The sequence below is a fragment of the Idiomarina seosinensis genome, assembly GCF_044797955.1.
In the GTDB taxonomy this organism is placed as follows: Bacteria; Pseudomonadota; Gammaproteobacteria; order Enterobacterales; family Alteromonadaceae; genus Idiomarina; species Idiomarina seosinensis_A.
Map to the genome: position 1 here is coordinate 2414489 of NZ_CP085211.1, position 17150 is coordinate 2431638.

Annotated in this window: 16 protein-coding genes; 10 read left to right on the forward strand and 6 right to left on the reverse strand. The window is 49.5% G+C overall.

All coding sequences use genetic code 11. The annotated features are described in order from the left end of the window. Nucleotides 1–6: 6 nt before the first annotated feature. The gene (locus LG288_RS11435) at nucleotides 7–621 is read right to left on the reverse strand and encodes a TetR family transcriptional regulator (protein WP_404400665.1); all 615 of its coding nucleotides are present in this window, start codon (nucleotides 619–621) and stop codon (nucleotides 7–9) included. Between the two features lie 186 nt (nucleotides 622–807). Here LG288_RS11435 and LG288_RS11440 point away from each other — a divergent pair, with 186 nt between their 5' ends. Further along, the gene (locus LG288_RS11440) at nucleotides 808–1089 is read left to right on the forward strand and encodes a DUF3081 domain-containing protein (protein ID WP_404400667.1); all 282 of its coding nucleotides are present in this window, start codon (nucleotides 808–810) and stop codon (nucleotides 1087–1089) included. Further along, the gene (locus LG288_RS11445) at nucleotides 1086–1751 is read left to right on the forward strand and encodes a hemolysin III family protein (RefSeq protein ID WP_404400668.1); all 666 of its coding nucleotides are present in this window, start codon (nucleotides 1086–1088) and stop codon (nucleotides 1749–1751) included. The genes LG288_RS11440 and LG288_RS11445 overlap by 4 nt, the downstream gene beginning before the upstream one ends. Before the next feature lie 55 nt (nucleotides 1752–1806). On the opposite strand, the gene typA is transcribed toward LG288_RS11445, so the two are convergent. Continuing rightward, nucleotides 1807–3645, reverse strand: a complete 1839-nt coding sequence (gene typA / locus LG288_RS11450) for a translational GTPase TypA (protein WP_404400670.1) — start codon at nucleotides 3643–3645, stop codon at nucleotides 1807–1809. Between the two features lie 353 nt (nucleotides 3646–3998). On the opposite strand from typA, the gene glnA reads away from it, so the two are divergent. The 6 genes from glnA to LG288_RS11480 all read left to right on the forward strand — a co-directional run bounded on the left by glnA (nucleotide 3999) and on the right by LG288_RS11480 (nucleotide 11099). Further along, on the forward strand, nucleotides 3999–5408 hold the full coding sequence (gene glnA / locus LG288_RS11455) for a glutamate--ammonia ligase (protein ID WP_404400672.1): 1410 nt from the start codon (nucleotides 3999–4001) through the stop codon (nucleotides 5406–5408). Between the two features lie 92 nt (nucleotides 5409–5500). Next, on the forward strand, nucleotides 5501–6574 hold the full coding sequence (gene glnL / locus LG288_RS11460) for a nitrogen regulation protein NR(II) (protein WP_404400675.1): 1074 nt from the start codon (nucleotides 5501–5503) through the stop codon (nucleotides 6572–6574). Then, nucleotides 6564–7973: a nitrogen regulation protein NR(I) gene (gene ntrC, locus LG288_RS11465; protein WP_404400677.1), complete on the forward strand. Its 1410-nt coding sequence runs from the start codon at nucleotides 6564–6566 to the stop codon at nucleotides 7971–7973. Before glnL ends, ntrC begins: the two co-directional genes overlap by 11 nt. Before the next feature lie 79 nt (nucleotides 7974–8052). After that, entirely contained in the window at nucleotides 8053–8724 is a 672-nt protein-coding gene (locus LG288_RS11470; protein ID WP_404400679.1) for a response regulator, read from the forward strand. 1 nt (nucleotide 8725) lies between these two features. Further along, nucleotides 8726–10081, forward strand: coding sequence for an ATP-binding protein (locus LG288_RS11475; protein WP_404400681.1), 1356 nt, complete (start codon nucleotides 8726–8728; stop codon nucleotides 10079–10081). A gap of 10 nt (nucleotides 10082–10091) precedes the next feature. Then, nucleotides 10092–11099, forward strand: a complete 1008-nt coding sequence (locus tag LG288_RS11480) for an alpha/beta fold hydrolase (RefSeq protein WP_404400683.1) — start codon at nucleotides 10092–10094, stop codon at nucleotides 11097–11099. Here the strand turns inward: LG288_RS11480 and LG288_RS11485 are convergent. After that, nucleotides 11068–12015, reverse strand: coding sequence for a cation diffusion facilitator family transporter (locus LG288_RS11485; RefSeq protein WP_404400685.1), 948 nt, complete (start codon nucleotides 12013–12015; stop codon nucleotides 11068–11070). The two genes, LG288_RS11480 and LG288_RS11485, sit on opposite strands and share 32 nt — an antisense overlap. Nucleotides 12016–12061: 46 nt before the next feature. Here LG288_RS11485 and trmL point away from each other — a divergent pair, with 46 nt between their 5' ends. Beyond that, a complete protein-coding gene (gene trmL, locus LG288_RS11490; protein WP_404400687.1) occupies nucleotides 12062–12526 on the forward strand; it encodes a tRNA (uridine(34)/cytosine(34)/5-carboxymethylaminomethyluridine(34)-2'-O)-methyltransferase TrmL in 465 nt (154 codons plus the stop codon). On the opposite strand, the gene LG288_RS11495 is transcribed toward trmL, so the two are convergent. After that, the gene (locus LG288_RS11495) at nucleotides 12510–13847 is read right to left on the reverse strand and encodes an ABC transporter substrate-binding protein (RefSeq protein ID WP_404400689.1); all 1338 of its coding nucleotides are present in this window, start codon (nucleotides 13845–13847) and stop codon (nucleotides 12510–12512) included. The two genes, trmL and LG288_RS11495, sit on opposite strands and share 17 nt — an antisense overlap. 133 nt (nucleotides 13848–13980) lie before the next feature. Between LG288_RS11495 and LG288_RS11500 the strand changes: the two genes are divergently transcribed. Next, nucleotides 13981–15666, forward strand: coding sequence for a cyanophycinase (locus tag LG288_RS11500; protein ID WP_404400691.1), 1686 nt, complete (start codon nucleotides 13981–13983; stop codon nucleotides 15664–15666). Nucleotides 15667–15712: 46 nt separating this feature from the next. Here the strand turns inward: LG288_RS11500 and pyrE are convergent, their stop codons facing one another. Together pyrE and rph are read right to left on the reverse strand one after the other, a co-directional pair. Continuing rightward, nucleotides 15713–16357, reverse strand: coding sequence for an orotate phosphoribosyltransferase (gene pyrE / locus LG288_RS11505; protein ID WP_404400693.1), 645 nt, complete (start codon nucleotides 16355–16357; stop codon nucleotides 15713–15715). Nucleotides 16358–16369: 12 nt separating this feature from the next. Then, a complete protein-coding gene (gene rph / locus LG288_RS11510; RefSeq protein ID WP_404400695.1) occupies nucleotides 16370–17083 on the reverse strand; it encodes a ribonuclease PH in 714 nt (237 codons plus the stop codon). Between the last annotated feature and the right edge of the window lie 67 nt (nucleotides 17084–17150).

The window sequence follows — 17150 nt, forward strand, 5'->3', positions numbered from 1 at the left end:
CTGATACTAAGTTGCAAGGCCATCGATATACGCATCAATAGCCTTGCAACCGTAATCGGTCAGAACAAAGTAATTGCTATCGAGCAGCCAGTTATAAATCAGACCATCGACCAGGCTGAATAAACCAATAACGGCCATCCGTGCGTCCCTTTCAAGTGGCACTTCCCCTTCTTCGGCGGCCTGCTCAAACAACACCTGAAAATCATCAATACACTGGTTACGACCGCTGACATGGCGTAGCTTAATCGGGTTAACTTCGTCGATATACTCGCATTTATGTAGCAAAATGCTGGCTAAAGCCTGGATTTGTTGGTCGGTGGCAACACGGGTCAGAAAGCGCTTGGCGCGTTCGCGCACTTCATTCAACGGACTGAAATTGTCTTGCTCGGCAACTTGCTCGCGCATTTCATCAATCGGCAGACTGACACGCTGCATAAGCGATTCGATCAGATCCTGCTTATTACTAAAATGGTGGTAAATGGCCCCGCGAGTTACTCCTGCGAACTCGGCAACCTGCGCCATTGATGTATGGGCTACGCCGTTTTGACCAAACAGGTGCTGGGCAGCATCGAGCAGTTTAGCCCGTGTTTCCAGAGCATCTTCTTTTGTGCGTCTAACCACTGTTTTACCTTTCGCTGAGTTACCTTCGGTTATTATACCGATTAATGTTTAATCATGCATTAATGTAGGTAAGTTGCTGGCCGAGGCAGCAGGGATTTATTTTTAAATAAACTTGTGCTGGCAATCTAGCTATGCCGATAATACGTAATGATCGGTAACAGCGGTTTTCACTCCCCGGAGGAGCACATGAAAAACGAAATTGATTTTCGCCTCATTCTCGACGCTTATGAAAAAATTCATGAACATGGCGAAGCCCGTCAGGGGCAGCACCTGCTTGAAGGTATCAAGGCGTTTACTGACCATGATGGTTATACGGTATTTCTCGAAGGGCAAGGCGTTAAATTGCGCTTGGAGTTCCATAATAAATACCATCTTGATTACGATAACGGATCGCAGCTGGATAAGTTTATCCGCGCGCTAAAAAGTATTTCGGAAGGCTACCAGACGCCCGGGCTTGAGCGGGGATGAGTAATAAAAGCTATACGGTTGCCGAAGAGGTTGCCCATGCTTTAACGCACGGCTTTGGTGCGGTATTGAGTATTGTTGCACTGGTGGTGATGCTTCTTTGGAGTACCGCTTACGGCACGGTCTGGCACGTAGTTGCGGTCAGTATTTACGGTGGCAGTTTAATTTTGTTGTATACAGCATCGACGCTGTATCATTCATTTCCCTGGCCGCGGGTTAAAAGCTACTTTAAGCAGCTGGATCACGCCGCTATTTTTTTATTGATTGCCGGTACCTACACACCCTTTATGTTGATTAATCTGCGGGGTTCCTGGGGCTGGTTATTCCTGGCTGTCGCCTGGAGTATCGCTCTTATTGGTGTCGCCATAGAGCTTTTTGCAAAAAATCCCCCAAAATGGCTTTCTTTGACCTTGTACTTAGGGCTTGGCTGGATGGCCCTGGTGGCGATAAAACCCATGTTTGATAATGTTGAAGAAGCCGGTTTGCTGCTGCTGTTAGCGGGTGGGCTGGCTTACACGCTGGGCGTTGTATTCTATGTCTGGCATTCTTTGCCCTATCACCACGCGATATGGCACCTGTTTGTTTTAGCAGGTAGCGCCTTTCATTTTTTTGCGATTTTTTACTATGTTTTACCGCAGCCCGAACTGCTGCCAACTCCAGGCTAAAAAAAAGTCCGCTAAGATCTAGCGGACTTTTGGTATTAAGGTGTTAGCTTAATTATTAAGATTTAGGTTCACGACCTGCGCGTTTACGTTCATTTTCCGTTAGTGCCCGTTTACGAATCCGGATAGACTGCGGCGTTACCTCAACCAGTTCGTCATCGTTAATAAACTCAAGAGCCTGTTCCAGCGTGTATTTAATCGGTGGACTCAGTACCTGCGCATCATCAGTACCCGAAGCACGAACGTTGGTCAGCTGTTTTCCTTTCAGACAGTTAACAGTCAGGTCATTAGAACGGTTATGGATACCAATCACCTGGCCTTCGTAAACCTCATCACCATGGGCAGCGAACAATTTACCGCGCTCCTGCAGGTTAAATAACGCATAGGTCAGTGCTTTACCCTGAGCATTAGAGATTAATACGCCGTTAACACGCTGACCGATGGTGCCGCCTTTGTGCGGGCCGTAATGGTCAAAAGTGTGATACATCAGGCCGGTACCTGAGGTTAACGTCATAAACTCTGTCTGGAAACCAATAAGTCCGCGGCTTGGAACCTCAAAGTCAACCCGAACCCGGCCTTTGCCATCAGGTGTCATGTTGGTCATCTCGGCTTTGCGCAGGCCAAGTTTTTCCATTACCGCACCCTGATGTTGGTCTTCGATATCAACGGTCAAGGATTCATAAGGTTCCATTTTTTTGCCATCTTCGTGCTTAATGATGACCTCTGGACGAGAAACGGCCAGCTCAAAACCTTCACGGCGCATGTTTTCAATTAAAACACCTAAGTGCAGCTCACCCCGGCCTGATACCCGGAACTTGTCAGGGTTGTCCGTTTCTTCAACACGCAGAGCAACGTTGTGCACTAATTCTTGTTGCAAACGCTCAAGGATTTGCCGCGAGGTAACAAACTTACCTTCTTTACCGGCAAATGGAGACGTGTTGACCTGGAAGGTCATGGTCACTGTAGGTTCATCAACGGTTAGTGGTTTTAGCGGATTAGGTTTACCAAGGGCACAGATAGTATCTGAGATCTTCAATTCACCCAGCCCGGTAACCGCACAGATGTCGCCAGCGTGGGCGGCAGTTGTTTCGAAGCGGTCCAGCCCCATATAACTGAATACCTGACCAATTTTGCCAGTACGCGTCGAGCCATCGGCACTTACGATAGTGACTTGCTGGTTTACTTTGACACTGCCACAAGTAACGCGGCCAATACCAATAACACCCACATAGCTAGAATAGTCCAGCTGCGAGATCTGCATTTGCAGGTCGCCTTCAGGGTCGGCGTCAGGGTGAGAAACTTCGTCCACGATGGTCTGGAATAGCGGAGTCATGTCAGTGCCAACGGTGTCTTCTTCGCGCGTAGCCCAGCCATTTAAAGCCGATGCGTAGACTATCGGGAAGTCGAGTTGCTGGTCGTTAGCGCCCAGGTTGTCGAACAAATCAAAAACCTGGTCCATTACCCAGTCAGGACGTGCACCAGGACGGTCAATTTTGTTAATGACGACTATTGGGTTCAGACCGTGTTCAAACGCTTTTTGCGTCACAAACCGGGTTTGCGGCATAGGGCCATCGACGGCATCTACCAATAGTAAAACAGAGTCAGCCATTGATAATACACGTTCTACTTCACCACCAAAGTCAGCGTGTCCAGGCGTATCAAGAATGTTGATGCGGTAGTCCTGCCAGTTAATAGCGGTGTTTTTAGCGAGGATAGTAATGCCGCGCTCTTTTTCCAGATCGTTAGAATCCATGATGCGCTCTTCCAGCTCACCACGGCTTTCCAAAGTGCCGGATTGTTGCAGTAGTTTATCGACCAGAGTTGTTTTACCGTGATCTACGTGCGCAATAATTGCAATATTGCGTAATTTATTAATATCAAATGCCTGAGTTGTCATTAAGAACTGCCTGTATTTGTCAGCATGGATTTAAAGCGATACCGGCTGACAGGGGGTTTATGAAAAATAGCGGCGTATTCTACCTGTTTGCAGAGCATTTAAAAAGGCCTTGTTCGTTTTTTATACGTCTTATTAGTGAACAGCAGTAGGTGAAGACCAAAAATAATGAACCAAAATAGTGCATTAAGCGCCTTATTGGTGCATTTCAACGTCTTAATGTTGCCCCGTCAAGTTAAGTTTTAATCATAAGTCCATGAAAAATGGGTATAATTCAATTCTGGCACAGGTGTTGCAAAATTACTGCTATAGTTAAATAAGTCATTCGCTAAACCCATATTCCGTTGGAGGAAAACATGCCAGTCAGTAATATTATCGACGCCATTAAGGAACATGACGTAAAATTTGTTGATTTGCGTTTTACGGATACCAAAGGTAAAGAACAACACGTGACCATTCCGGTGTCACAAATCGATGACGACTTTTTCGATGAGGGCAAAATGTTCGACGGCTCGTCGATTGCCGGTTGGAAAGGCATTAACGAGTCTGACATGGTGTTGATGCCGGATCAGGAATCCGCGGTGTTAGACCCGTTCACAGACGAAAATACGCTAAATGTGCGCTGTGATATTCTTGAGCCGGAAACAATGCAGGGTTACAGCCGTGATCCCCGGTCTATTGCTAAACGCGCCGAAGAATTTCTGCAGTCCTCAGGTATCGCCGACACCGCTTTATTCGGCCCTGAGCCAGAGTTTTTCCTGTTCAACGATGTGCGTTTTCATACCGATATGAGCGGCTCGTTTTATAAAATTGACGCAGAAGAAGCGAAGTGGAACTCGGGTCGTGAATACTCTGAAGGTAACCTGGCGCACCGCCCCGGTGTAAAAGGTGGCTACTTTCCGGTACCGCCCGTTGATTCGGCTCACGATATCCGCGGTACTATGAGCCTGGTGATGGAAGATATGGGCCTGGTTGTTGAAGCTCACCACCACGAAGTTGCGACTGCGGGCCAGAACGAAGTGGCCACCCGTTTTAACACCTTAACCAATAAAGCGGATGAACTGCAGGTTTATAAATATGTTGTGCACAACGTGGCTCAGTCCTATGGCATGACGGCCACCTTTATGCCGAAACCTTTGGTTGGTGACAATGGTTCTGGCATGCACGTGCACATGTCACTGGCTAAAGATGGTAAAAACCTGTTTGCCGGCGATCAGTACGCAGGGCTGAGCGAAACGGCGTTGTACTACGTTGGCGGTATTATTAAACACGCCCGCGCAATTAATGCGTTTACAAACCCGTCCACTAACTCTTACAAGCGTTTAGTGCCGGGTTTTGAAGCACCGGTAATGCTGGCGTACTCTGCCCGTAACCGTTCTGCTTCTATTCGTATCCCGCTGGTATCCAGTGAAAAAGCCCGTCGTGTCGAAGTACGCTTCCCTGACCCAAGTGCCAACCCCTATTTGTGCTTTACAGCATTGTTAATGGCCGGTCTGGATGGTATCCGTAATAAGATTCATCCCGGCGATGCGATGGATAAGGATCTTTATAACTTGCCACCGGAAGAAGCGAAAGACATTCCGACCGTGTGCCACTCTCTGGAAATGGCACTGGAAGCACTGGATAAAGACCGCGACTTTCTTAAGCAAGGCGGCGTTATGGATGACGACACCATCGATGCTTATATCGAGCTGAAATACAATGAAGTGGAAACACTGAAGAAAACAACACACCCTGTTGAATTCGATATGTATTACAGCTGTTAAGCCCGACAATCACTTAAGGGAGGTTGTTGCCTCCCTTTTTTAGCGATACCGATGCACCATTATAGTGCATTGGGGTTAGGATGGAGTTTACTGTGAGCGATATTGATATGCTCAATTCACTGACAACCGCTGTTGTTGTTGTTGATAGCCGACTGCACATTCGCTATGTCAATGCGGCGGCTGAGTTATTACTTGATCACAGTGCGCGGCGTTTAGTCGGAGAGCCGCTGGCCAGTAGTTATATTTCCAGTAGCTTAACCCCGGAGCAGCTGCAGAGCTGTTTCGCCAATCAGCAAGCGGTGATGAACAATGAGGCGGAATTTGTGCTGCATTCAGGGCAAAAAGTAACGGTCGAAGTGGTGGTGCAGTGTTTAACGATAACAAAACAAGCTGATACCCCGGAGTTGCTGCTGGAACTGAAGCAGGTTGATTTGCAGCGCCAAATTTCACGGGAAAACAGCCAGCGCCAGCAGCTGTATGCAACACAAAGTTTATTGCGTGGCATGGCTCACGAGATTAAAAACCCTCTGGGTGGACTGCGCGGAGCGGCACAACTGTTAGCGCGGCAATTGACGGAGCCTCAGCTACAGGAGTACACGGATCTGATTATTGCCCAGTCGGACCGTTTGCGTAATTTAATTGACCGTTTACTGGGACCTGCACAGCTCGATCAACCGCAGTTAATTAATTTACACCAACTGCTTGAGCGCGTGGCGCAGACACTGTCTTATGAGTACAGTGAGAAGCTGGTGATTGACCGAGACTACGACCCTTCGTTGCCGAACATCAATGGTATTAGCGATCTGCTTGAACAAGTTTTTTTGAATATTGCCCAAAATGCTGCCCAGGCGATGTCAGGCGTTGGTGCTATTAGTTTAAAAACGCGGGTCGAGCACCAGCTGACTTTATTCGGTCAAAGATACCGGCGTTGTGCCGTCGTAGCGATAACGGATTCTGGCCCCGGCATCAGTCCGGAGCTGCAGGGCCAAATATTTTATCCGATGGTGAGTGGCCGCATTGGAGGCAGTGGACTCGGGCTGTCGCTGGCGCACAGCCTGGTCCATCAACACGGCGGTAAAATTGAGTTTAGCTCAGAGCCGGGTAATACCAGTTTTCTTATTTACTTACCCTATCGAACCGGCGAGGAATACAACAGTGACGCATAATCCTGAACTCTGGATCCTGGATGACGATGCGTCTATCCGCTGGGTTCTTGAACGAACTTTTAACGATACCGAGTTTGAGCTGCAAAGTTTCAGCCAGGCAACGGAGCTTTATGCAGCGCTCGAGCATAGCGAGCCGGACGTTCTGCTCAGCGATATCCGCATGCCTGGTGATGATGGGCTGCAGGTGTTGAAGCATTTACAAAAAGAGAGACCGGAACTTCCCATTGTTATTATGACCGCGCACTCCGACTTAGAAACGGCGGTTAAAGTATTTAAAGGCGGAGCTTTTGAGTATTTAGCTAAACCCTTTGACTTAGATGAGGTTTTGGCGATGGTACGCAAAGCATTGCAGCATCGGCGTTCGCAACCGGCTGCTGACAGCACCAAAACATCCGATCCTTTATTAATTGGCGAATCGCCGGTTATGCAGGACGTTTTTCGGGTTATTGGGCGGCTATCCCAATCCAGCGTCAGCGTTTTGATTACCGGCGAAACCGGCACCGGAAAAGAGCTTGTTGCCAGAGCTTTGCACCAGCATAGCCCGCGCTCAGAGAAAACCTTTGTTGCACTGAATATGGCGGCCATCCCGTCCGATTTAATCGAGTCAGAATTGTTTGGTCATGAACGAGGCGCCTTTACCGGTGCCGACAAGCGCCGCATGGGGCGCTTTGAACAGGCTAACCAGGGTACCTTATTTTTGGATGAAATTGGCGATATGCCGTTATCGGTTCAGACTCGCTTATTGCGCGTTTTGGCTGAAGGTCAGTTTTATCCCGTTGGTGCCCACCAGCCAATAACAGTGGATGTCCGGGTGATTGCGGCAACCCACCGCGATTTAAAGCAAGCCGTTGCTGACAACCAGTTTCGAGAGGATCTTTACCACCGCCTGAACGTGATACAACTGCAGTTACCTGCGCTAAGAGAGCGCAACAGCGATATCGTGCTACTGAGCGAGTTCTTCTTAAAAAAAGCCGCGCGCGATCTTGGGGTTGGCGGTAAGCGCCTCAGTGCAGGGGCATTAAAAGCGTTACAGAACTTTTACTGGCCCGGCAATGTCAGACAGTTAGAGAATGTGTGCCGCTGGCTAACGGTTATGGCGCCGGGTCAGACAGTGCAAAAAAATGAATTGCCGGCGGAGATACTGCAGCCAGATGTGCAGCCGACATCGGAGCAGGAAATAGCAGTACGGGAGACCACAAGCTGGCAGCAGGCGATCAAAAGCGAGCTGAAAAAACGCGATAATCAGACGGAGGTGCTTACGGCTATGATCGCGGAGCTGGAGCGTACTGCATTGCAAACGGCTTTGACAAACTACCAGGGCCATAAACAGCAGGCCGCGCGTTGGCTGGGCTGGGGCCGGAATACACTGACCCGAAAAATAAAGCGCTTATTAAAGTAAATCTTTTGTAAAGGCCGTCGCACTTAAGCCAGGCTTTAGAGAAGATTGCATCGGTATATTGACTAAAAAAAGGTAAAGCATGCACTCGGTATTACTCATTGATGATGACCACGAAATGTCTGAGATGCTGACAGAGTTGCTGCAACGCGAGGCGATCGATGTTGCGGTTGCTGACGATGGTGTAAAGGGCCTCGAATTGGCATTAAAGGGTACGTACGAGCTGATCTTACTGGATGTCATGCTGCCCGGTATCGATGGCATGAAGTTATTACAGCGGTTACGTCAGCAGCACCGGGATACGGCAGTACTGATGCTAACTGCCCGGGGTGATGATGAAGATCGCGTTATGGGGCTTGAACTGGGAGCCGACGATTACCTACCCAAACCCTTTAACCCACGTGAACTGGTTGCGCGCGTCAAAGCACTGCTGCGTCGCACCGCCAATACCCACGTTACATCTGAAAAGCTGAACTTCAGCGGGTTCGAGCTTGACCCGGAAAAAGCCGAAGTCCGTTGTGATGGTCAGCCGCTGGTGACGACGCCAACAGAATTCGATATTTTGTGCTGCCTGATGCAACAGGCCGGCCAGATGGTCAGCAAAGACCATCTTTCGGTTGCTGCTCTGGGCCGCCAGCTGGGTCCCTTTGACCGTAGCCTGGATGTTCATATTTCAAATATCCGTAAAAAACTGCCCAGCCACCCCGAGCGTATTCAAACAGTGCGGGGCCGGGGCTATCGGCTAGCGACTTAAGATGAATAACACGGCCGGTAAAACGCGCTGGTATCACTCTCTGACGTTAAAGCTGCTGATTTTATTCTGGGCGCTGCTATTCCTAACTGCAAGCAGTGGTTATTTCCTGGCCATCTGGAATCGCACCGAACCCTCGCCGACCCCCGTGGACGAGCCGATACAACGAACTCTGCAACCCTTGTTACAGGATCCTGAGACCTTTATTTCGCTGCAGCCGGGCCGTCTGCTGGCCGGTAACTACCGGGTTGCAGCGCGGGTTCTGGCCCGCGGAAAACAACAATTAATGCTCGATGAGTATTTAGCTGAGCGACATCGAAAACGGCTACTGCGGTTTTTAAACTACGACAGACCCATGCAGGTGCGGCTTAACGACCGCCTGTTGATTGGGCCGTTCGAGTTGCAGGGCAATAAAGTGTTAATTAGCCGGCCCCTGCAGGCGTCCGAGTATCACGATAAGGTAAGAGCAGAGCGGGAACTAACTCAGGCTAGAATCTGGGTTTTAACCAGCGGTAGCGGCGTTATCGCGATTTTACTGGGCTTTTGGTTAATTCGTCCCATCCGGAGGTTAAGTGCTGCCACGCAGGAAATTGCCGAGGGAAAAGCCGATCCAGAATTAAAAAAACTTCCGCTGCGACGAGACGAGATTGGCGAGCTGGCAAGAGCGCTGGCACAAACAGCTAACGACCTGGCCGTATCGCGTGATGCACAAAGGCGCCTGTTAAGTGATGTTTCCCACGAGCTTCGTTCGCCCATGGCCCGCATGCAGGTAGCGCTGGATTTAACCAGCGGTAATCCTGACGACCGGCACATGAAGCAATTAAGGCGTGATACTGAGCGCCTTAATGTGATTATTGAGCGCATATTATCGTTGTCAAAATTAGAAAGTGGGCTGGTTAACTTGCAGACCGAAACTATTGCTACCGGTGAACTGGTTAAGCAATTGGTTGCAGACATTCGGTATGTCGACCCCGGCGCAACAACCCGCTTAAAGATTATCGGGCAACACTGGCCTACCGTCGAATCCGACCCGGAACTGATGCGTATGGTTCTGGAAAACCTTGTTCGTAACGCCTTGCTTTATAGCTCAGGAACTGTAGAGCTTAGTTGCATTAGTCTTGCCGATCGGCATCAAATAATCGTTCGTGATTACGGCGAGGGAGTGCCACAGCACCTTTTACAAAAGCTGTTTGAACCGTTTTACCGTCAGGATCCCTCGCGTAAACACAGTGCCGGTATCGGCCTGGGGCTGGCATTAAGCCGCCGCGCCGCGGTCGTGTTAGGGGGGCAGCTGCGTGCGGATAACCATAGCGAAGGAGGCTTGCAAGTTATGCTAGACTTACCAAAAACAAGCCACTGAGTTAATCGCCTTGCCTAAATCCGAACGGCCACAAAAACCAGCGGACGACGATCCGCAATGGCTGAATTTTTTTGAAAGCCATATCGCTCCCTTCTGGGACCTGGTAGAACATTGTCAGTTGCGTGTTGCTAACGGCGGCAGCCTGCACTGGAGCTACTACAAGGTATCGGAAGAGGCGCCCTTAGTGATTGTTAGCCCGGGTCGCATCGAAGCGACGATAAAATATCAGGAACTGGTATGGGACCTGGCCCAGTCGGGTATTTCCTGTGCCGTACTGGATCACAGGGGGCAAGGTCAGTCACAGCGGCTGACGGAGAATCCACATAAAGGCCATGTAGTGAGATTTCAGGACTACGTCGACGACTTTGTTTTATTTGAACAACAGACCCGTAAAGTGTTTCCCGATGCAGCTAAGCGATGGCTACTGGGCCACTCGATGGGCGGCACCATTGCCAGTTTGTTTTGCTGTCGGCAGCAACAGTCCGTTGAGCAGTTAATATTAAGCTCACCGATGTTCTCAATTAAAACTGCGGGTATTCCGTTAACCATTGCTTCGTTGATAGCCGAAGGCGGAGCAAAGTTAAATCGCCGGCTGATGCCTGACCGGCCCTGGTACTTTATTGGTATGGGCGACTATGACCCGGTCGCTTTTGAAAAAAACGATTTAACCCATAGTGCGAATCGTTATCAAAAATTTCGGCAGCAGTATCAAAGCTTACCGCAAGTACAGTTGGGCGGACCGACATTTCAGTGGCTGGCTGAAGCCTTAGCCATTGGACGTCAGCTTACCCGGCAGCCGCCAGATTTTAAGCTGCCGGTAACCTTATTTCAGGCAGGAGCAGACGCGGTGGTCAGTGCCGACGGTCAGGATGTGGTTTGTGAGGCTAATAAAAACGTCAACAAGCAGGTGATTGCCGGGGCGCGGCATGAGCTATTAATGGAATCTGACCGTTATCGGCAGCCAGTCGTCAATAAGTTACTGCGGATTAACGAGTCGACAGCGAGCCCTCAACCTTAGCAACAATTTCAGGATCCATATGGACGATGATATCCGCATTAGGGAAACGCTCCATCAGCGCAGCCTCCACATCATCGGAAATCGCATGGGCTTTTAACAACGACAAACTATCGTCCAGCTCGATGTGCAGCTGAATAAAGCGGGTTGGTCCGGCCTCGCGTGTGCGTAGTCCATGTAAGCCGTTAACGCCCTCAATTTGCTGGGCAATAGTGACGATTTCGTTTTGCAAAATTTCTGGTAGCTCACGGTCCATGAGTGAGTTAAAAGCTGCCAGACCAATCTTAATAGCACCCATAATCAGGTAAAAGGCAATGCCAATGGCAAACACGCTATCAGCCCACAAAAAGCCATAGGCACTAAGAAATAGCGCAATAATAACCGCCAGGTTGAGTAAAATATCAGATTGATAATGCAAGTGATCAGCGCGAATTGCCTGCGAGTCGGTTTGTTTAATCGCGATTCGCTGAATTGTGATTAATACCAGGGTAAGCGCAATGGCAATAACAGAAACCCAGATGCCCATACCCACATTGGGCAGGGTAGGACCCTCAATCAGCTGCTCAATACTGTGGAAGATCAGCAGCATACTGGAACCGGCAATAAAGGCACTTTGCGCTAAAGCCGCCAGCGACTCGGCTTTGCCATGACCAAAACGGTGCTCTTCGTCGGCTGGTTGCAACGCATAACGAATGGCAAAAAAGCTGAATACTGAAGCGCCGCTATCGAGGATTGAATCGGTCATTGAGGCGAGCATACTGGCTGACTCGGTATGTAGCCAGGCAACCAGCTTCATAGCGATTAAGCTAAAAGCAACAATCACTGACGCGGTGCTGGCCAACTTAACCCAAAACGAGTAGTTGGTGCGGAAGTTAGCTTCTGATTTCACGGTAATGACGGCTTCTGCACATGACAACAAATAATTCTGCTATTCTACCGTTTTTTTCACTATTGATAAAATCATCATGCTGCACTTAGTTTTGTTCGAGCCTGAAATACCGCCAAATACGGGTAATGCAATCCGGCTGGCGGCTAATACCCATATGAAGCTGCACCTTATTCAGCCGCTTGGCTTTGATTTAGACGAAAAAAAGGTACGCCGGGCCGGACTGGATTACCATGACCTGGCTGCGGTGAGCCTTCACGAAAGTTGGTCTGCTTTTTTAGAAACGGTTGATTATAATCGCATTTTTGCCTGTACAACTCGCGGCAAAACGCGTTATACCGATGTCGACTACCAGGCCGGGGACGTACTGCTGTTTGGCCCTGAAACCCGGGGGTTGCCACTCGAAGTATTAAACACCTTTGCTGAGCAAAACTGGCTGCGACTGCCAATGGCAAGTAATAACCGTAGCCTTAATTTATCTAACTGCGTTGCCATATTTGCTTATGAAGCCTGGCGCCAGCTGGATTTTAGCGGAGCGGTTTAATGTCTCGTAAAGGCTTAGCAGCTAAATCAAAGTGGCGCTTTAACAGCCGCCCCAGCTGCGAGTCAGGAAAACCGATAAACAAAGGCGCCGGGTCGGTCAGCCGGGCCTGTGCATAAGGGCTTTCAATCCAGTCAGGTAAGTTATGCTGATAATCAATGACACCATGAACGCGACCCAGATCCAGCATCGCAAAGCAGTCTAGTGGGGTGTTCGCCCGATAGTAAGTTCTGCGCCCGGGCAGCAGCTTTTTCTGATAGTCATCGCCGGAAAGACACACGGTGAAGTCGTCAGAGCCTGACAGCAACTGATCGCGGAGGCGGGCATCAGTGGCAAAAAGGTATAACGGGTCGTCTGTTCCCACAGGTGTTTCTGAGTAAATCATGTCCTGGTTAAACTGTTCTTTCCGCACACCAACCAACATATGCGCGCGTTTTTCGTCCATTAAATTATGTGCCCGCGGCCAGTTACTGGCGGATAAATTCAGGTTGTTACTGACGCCCTGAAAGACGCTGCGCACAACCTGCCATAATCGGCCGCTGCCATCGGTATTGGTCAGTCCGGGCTGGATGGCACTGGCAGCCATTAAGGTTTCGGGTAGTTCCACTGGCTGCAATTTATCGGGCAGGGTCAAATTATGCCGGCGACGCAACTCGGCAATCCGGCCAGAGTTTTCCATTGCCTGCAATTTATTGTAAAGCGGCTCAACTAAATGCTTATAATCATCATGTAAAAAATGGTAGCCAGATTCATTGCGCATTCGGTAAACCACGAACTCATCAGCGGCTTTAAGGTTTAAGCCTCTGAGTTGAAAATCCCCCAGTAAGGCGGCGTCAATGCGACCGGAGGCGAGCAGTTTTGCGATCTGCTGAACTTCTGTTTGCTGAAATAGCGTTTTCTCAAAATTGTTGGCGCTAATTACTTTTTCGGCCGCCCGCATTCCACTGACATAAGCCAGGTTGTTGACCTTATCAAGTGTGCATACCCCGCACTTGCGCTGATCAGCAATTAAAACGATCGAAAACTCATACAGCTTAAAGGGCACACGGTTTAAGTTGGGGATATGCTGGTCGAGTCCTTCCAGGCGTCCCATTTCACCGGCAATCTCGCCCTCGCTGGCAAGTCGCTCGGCACGTAAGCGGGGTAACTCCTGAAACTCCAACTCAATGCCTAAGTCGGCGTAGGCTTCGCGCAACACCTCGGTCACAAATTCAGCAGTAGGACCGGCCATAGGCTCGCGAAAGGTTAACTTTTGCTGAGCAAGGGCACTAGCTGTTAAGCTACAGAGCAACATAATGCCCGAGCATATCATTCGAAGTCGCATAAGCGGTTTAGCTGAAATTAGTGAAAGTGGTTTGTAGTATATCAGGCTGACTGGCTAAAATTCTATCAGTAGCGTCGCTGACCGACTATAATCATCAGTTAAACGTTTTGCAAAAGAAGTAGAGGTTACGCACATGATCAACAAGATTGCTAAATCGATAGCTGTGTCGATGTTCGCCGCAGGTCTGTCAGGCGTCTCGAGTGCGTCGGCACAACAACAAGACGACAGCTATCGGCATTTATTTATGATTGGTGGCGGGCTGCAAGTTTGCTCCAGCTTCAAATCCGATCAGTGCGATGACACCGACTGGATTAATAGCGATACAATGCGGACCGATCGCTACATAAATTTATCCGAGAAGTTTCGTATAGAGGCAACAGCGGATCGCTTTTGGTCTGCCTTTCGTGAAGAAACCCGCAAAAAAGTAGCAGAAGTGCTGGAGCTAATCCACGAGCGGGTAAATGAAGACATTGTGTCAGAAAGGGTTTTTGAGCGAGAGTTTACCCGCCGTGCCACCGTACAGACCTACAACGCTTTGTCCGACGCTGAATATGCGAAAATCATCGACTTACTGGAAGTGCCCATGTCGAGCGAATTTCCTGAGGTTGTTAACCTTGATGAATCGCTCAGCAAGTCATCGACTGATATCTATCGCGCCTGGTTTGAATCGGCTCAGCAGAACCTGGATGACGGTGAGAAGCCGGTCATCTACTTTTCGACAGCCGGGCACCGTGACCCCTATGAGCCGATAGACTTTTACCGAAGCTTATTCTCTCAACTGGGTGCCGAAGCCAAATGGTTGCCGCTGGATAAAGCAGTAGTAACAGCCCGCAATGAAGGCCGCTGTGAGGAGCTAAGTGACGTGCAGCAGGATGTTCTTGGCGTATATCAACGCGATCGCGTTTATCGTGCTTATTATCAAAATCAGGTCGCTTTTTGTCAGGCAGGTGAACAGGACTTTGACCAGTTGGCTGAAGCCGATGCGATATTTTTTAGCGGTCCTCATGCCGATCAAATTCGCGATACGTTAATCGCAGACGATAATAGCCCGTCAGAATTGTTACGAATGACGATTGCTCAGGTACAGCAAAAGAAATTAGTTGTTGGTGCTACTGGCGCTGCAACGGCAGCACTTACCGCCCGGCCAATGATTTCTAACGGCACCAGCGCCGCGGCAATTAAAGAGGGCAGCGTAGCCGCTAACCCGCCGGCATATGGTTGCGATCTGGATAATACCTGCCCGGTGAATACCGACCCGGATACTTTGACTTATCATCCTTTCGGCGGTATTTCGTTGTTTCACTTTGCCAGCCTGGATGCACACTTTTCTGAGCGTGGCCGCCATGGCCGCTTAATCCGTCTCGCGGCGGATACATCGACACCCCTGTCGATTGGAATTGATGAAATGACGGCAATGACGATCAACCTTGAAAAAGGCGACTTTGATTTGCTGGGTGAACGTGGCGCCTTTTTTGTTGAAAACGCCCAGGGGGCAGAGAGTGCCGTTGCTGCAACTTTTCATTACCTGGTTGCCGGTGCTTCCGGCATGATTAAGCCCTTTGGTCTGCAGACCGCAGAATTTGCCGAGGGCAGCAACATCGTGCAGTCGGAGCCAACCACTAACTTTTTAAGTGACCGTGGCTTAATCGACTCAATGCGGGTGCTCTGTGGTGAGCGTGAGCAAATGACCTTGCTGAATAAGCAATACCGCTTAATTGCGCAAATTGATGACAGCAGCCGAACGGCTTCTGCCGGCGGCGAGTGTCAAATCGTTAACGGCAAAATTGGTATGGCTTACCAACCTGAAGAAGAGCTGTAAGGCGCGCCGCTGGCGCCCCTTACAGTATCAAGCCAGCAGTAACAAGCTAGGCGACGCCGTAAGCTTGCTGATAGGCCTGAACTTTAGGTAGATGTTGCTTAAAGTTCGGGTCGTCTTTTAAGAACTCTATAATGTCACTCAGACTGACAATGGCAATTACGCTGGCATCAAAGTCCCGTTCAACTTCCTGAATAGCCGATAGTTCACCCTGCCCTTTCTCCTGCCGGTCGAGAGCAATCAGAACACCCGCCAGGCTGGCGCCACTGGCGTTTACAATTTCCATTGACTCACGAATAGCAGTGCCGGCTGTAATGACATCGTCGACTAACATAACCTGGCCGGTTAGTTCAGCCCCTACCAGATTGCCGCCTTCGCCATGTTGCTTTTGTTCCTTGCGGTTAAAACAATAAGGCGTATCTTTTTGGTGGTTATCATAAAGAGCGATTGCTGTTGCGGCAGCGATTGGAATGCCCTTGTACGCCGGACCAAACAGAACATCGAAATGAGCACCGGAATCCACTAATGCAGAGGCATAAAAACGACCTAACTTTGCCAGGTCGGAGCCTTGGTTAAATAAACCGGCATTAAAAAAATACGGACTGATGCGACCTGATTTTAATGTGAACTCACCAAATTTCAGCACACCCCGGGCGATCGCAAACTGGATAAACTGTTTTTGATAATCTTTCATTACTATTAACCCTTAAGCCAAAGCGGACTTCTGGATGTCAATCAACTCTTTGATACTGTGACGGGCAATGTCGACCAGGCTTTGCATTTCTTCGTAACTAAAGGCTTCACCCTCGGCAGTACCCTGAATTTCGATAAACTTACCGGCCTCGGTCATAACCACGTTCATATCAGTTTCGGCGCCCGAATCCTCCAGATAATCTAAATCACTGACAGCCTGACCATCAACAATGCCGACTGAGATAGCAGCAACCATTTCTTTCAGCGGATTAACTTTTACCAGGCCTTTGCTGCGCATATAATTCAACGCATCAACTAAAGCGACACAAGCTCCTGTAATGGAAGCCGTGCGCGTGCCGCCATCGGCTTGCAACACATCGCAGTCAAGTGTAATTGTATTTTCACCCAGAGCCTTAAGGTCGATACAAGCGCGCAGAGAGCGGGCAATCAGTCGCTGGATCTCCATGGTGCGTCCGCCTTGTTTGCCGCGAGCCGCTTCACGTTGAGAACGGGTATGGGTAGAGCGTGGCAACATACTGTATTCAGCAGTCACCCAGCCCTGGCCTTTACCCTTTAAGAAACGCGGAACCCCCGTTTCGACACTGGCATTGCAGAGCACCTTGGTGTCGCCAAATTCGATCAGAATTGAACCCTCGGCGTGGCGGGTAAAATTGCGGGTAATGGTTATCGGACGAATTTGTTGCGCAGTACGGCCACTTGGACGCATAGCATCTCCTGTTTTGGCATAGGGTAAAGGGTGTTAGCGGGCTATTGTAACAAATTCGATCTGCTTA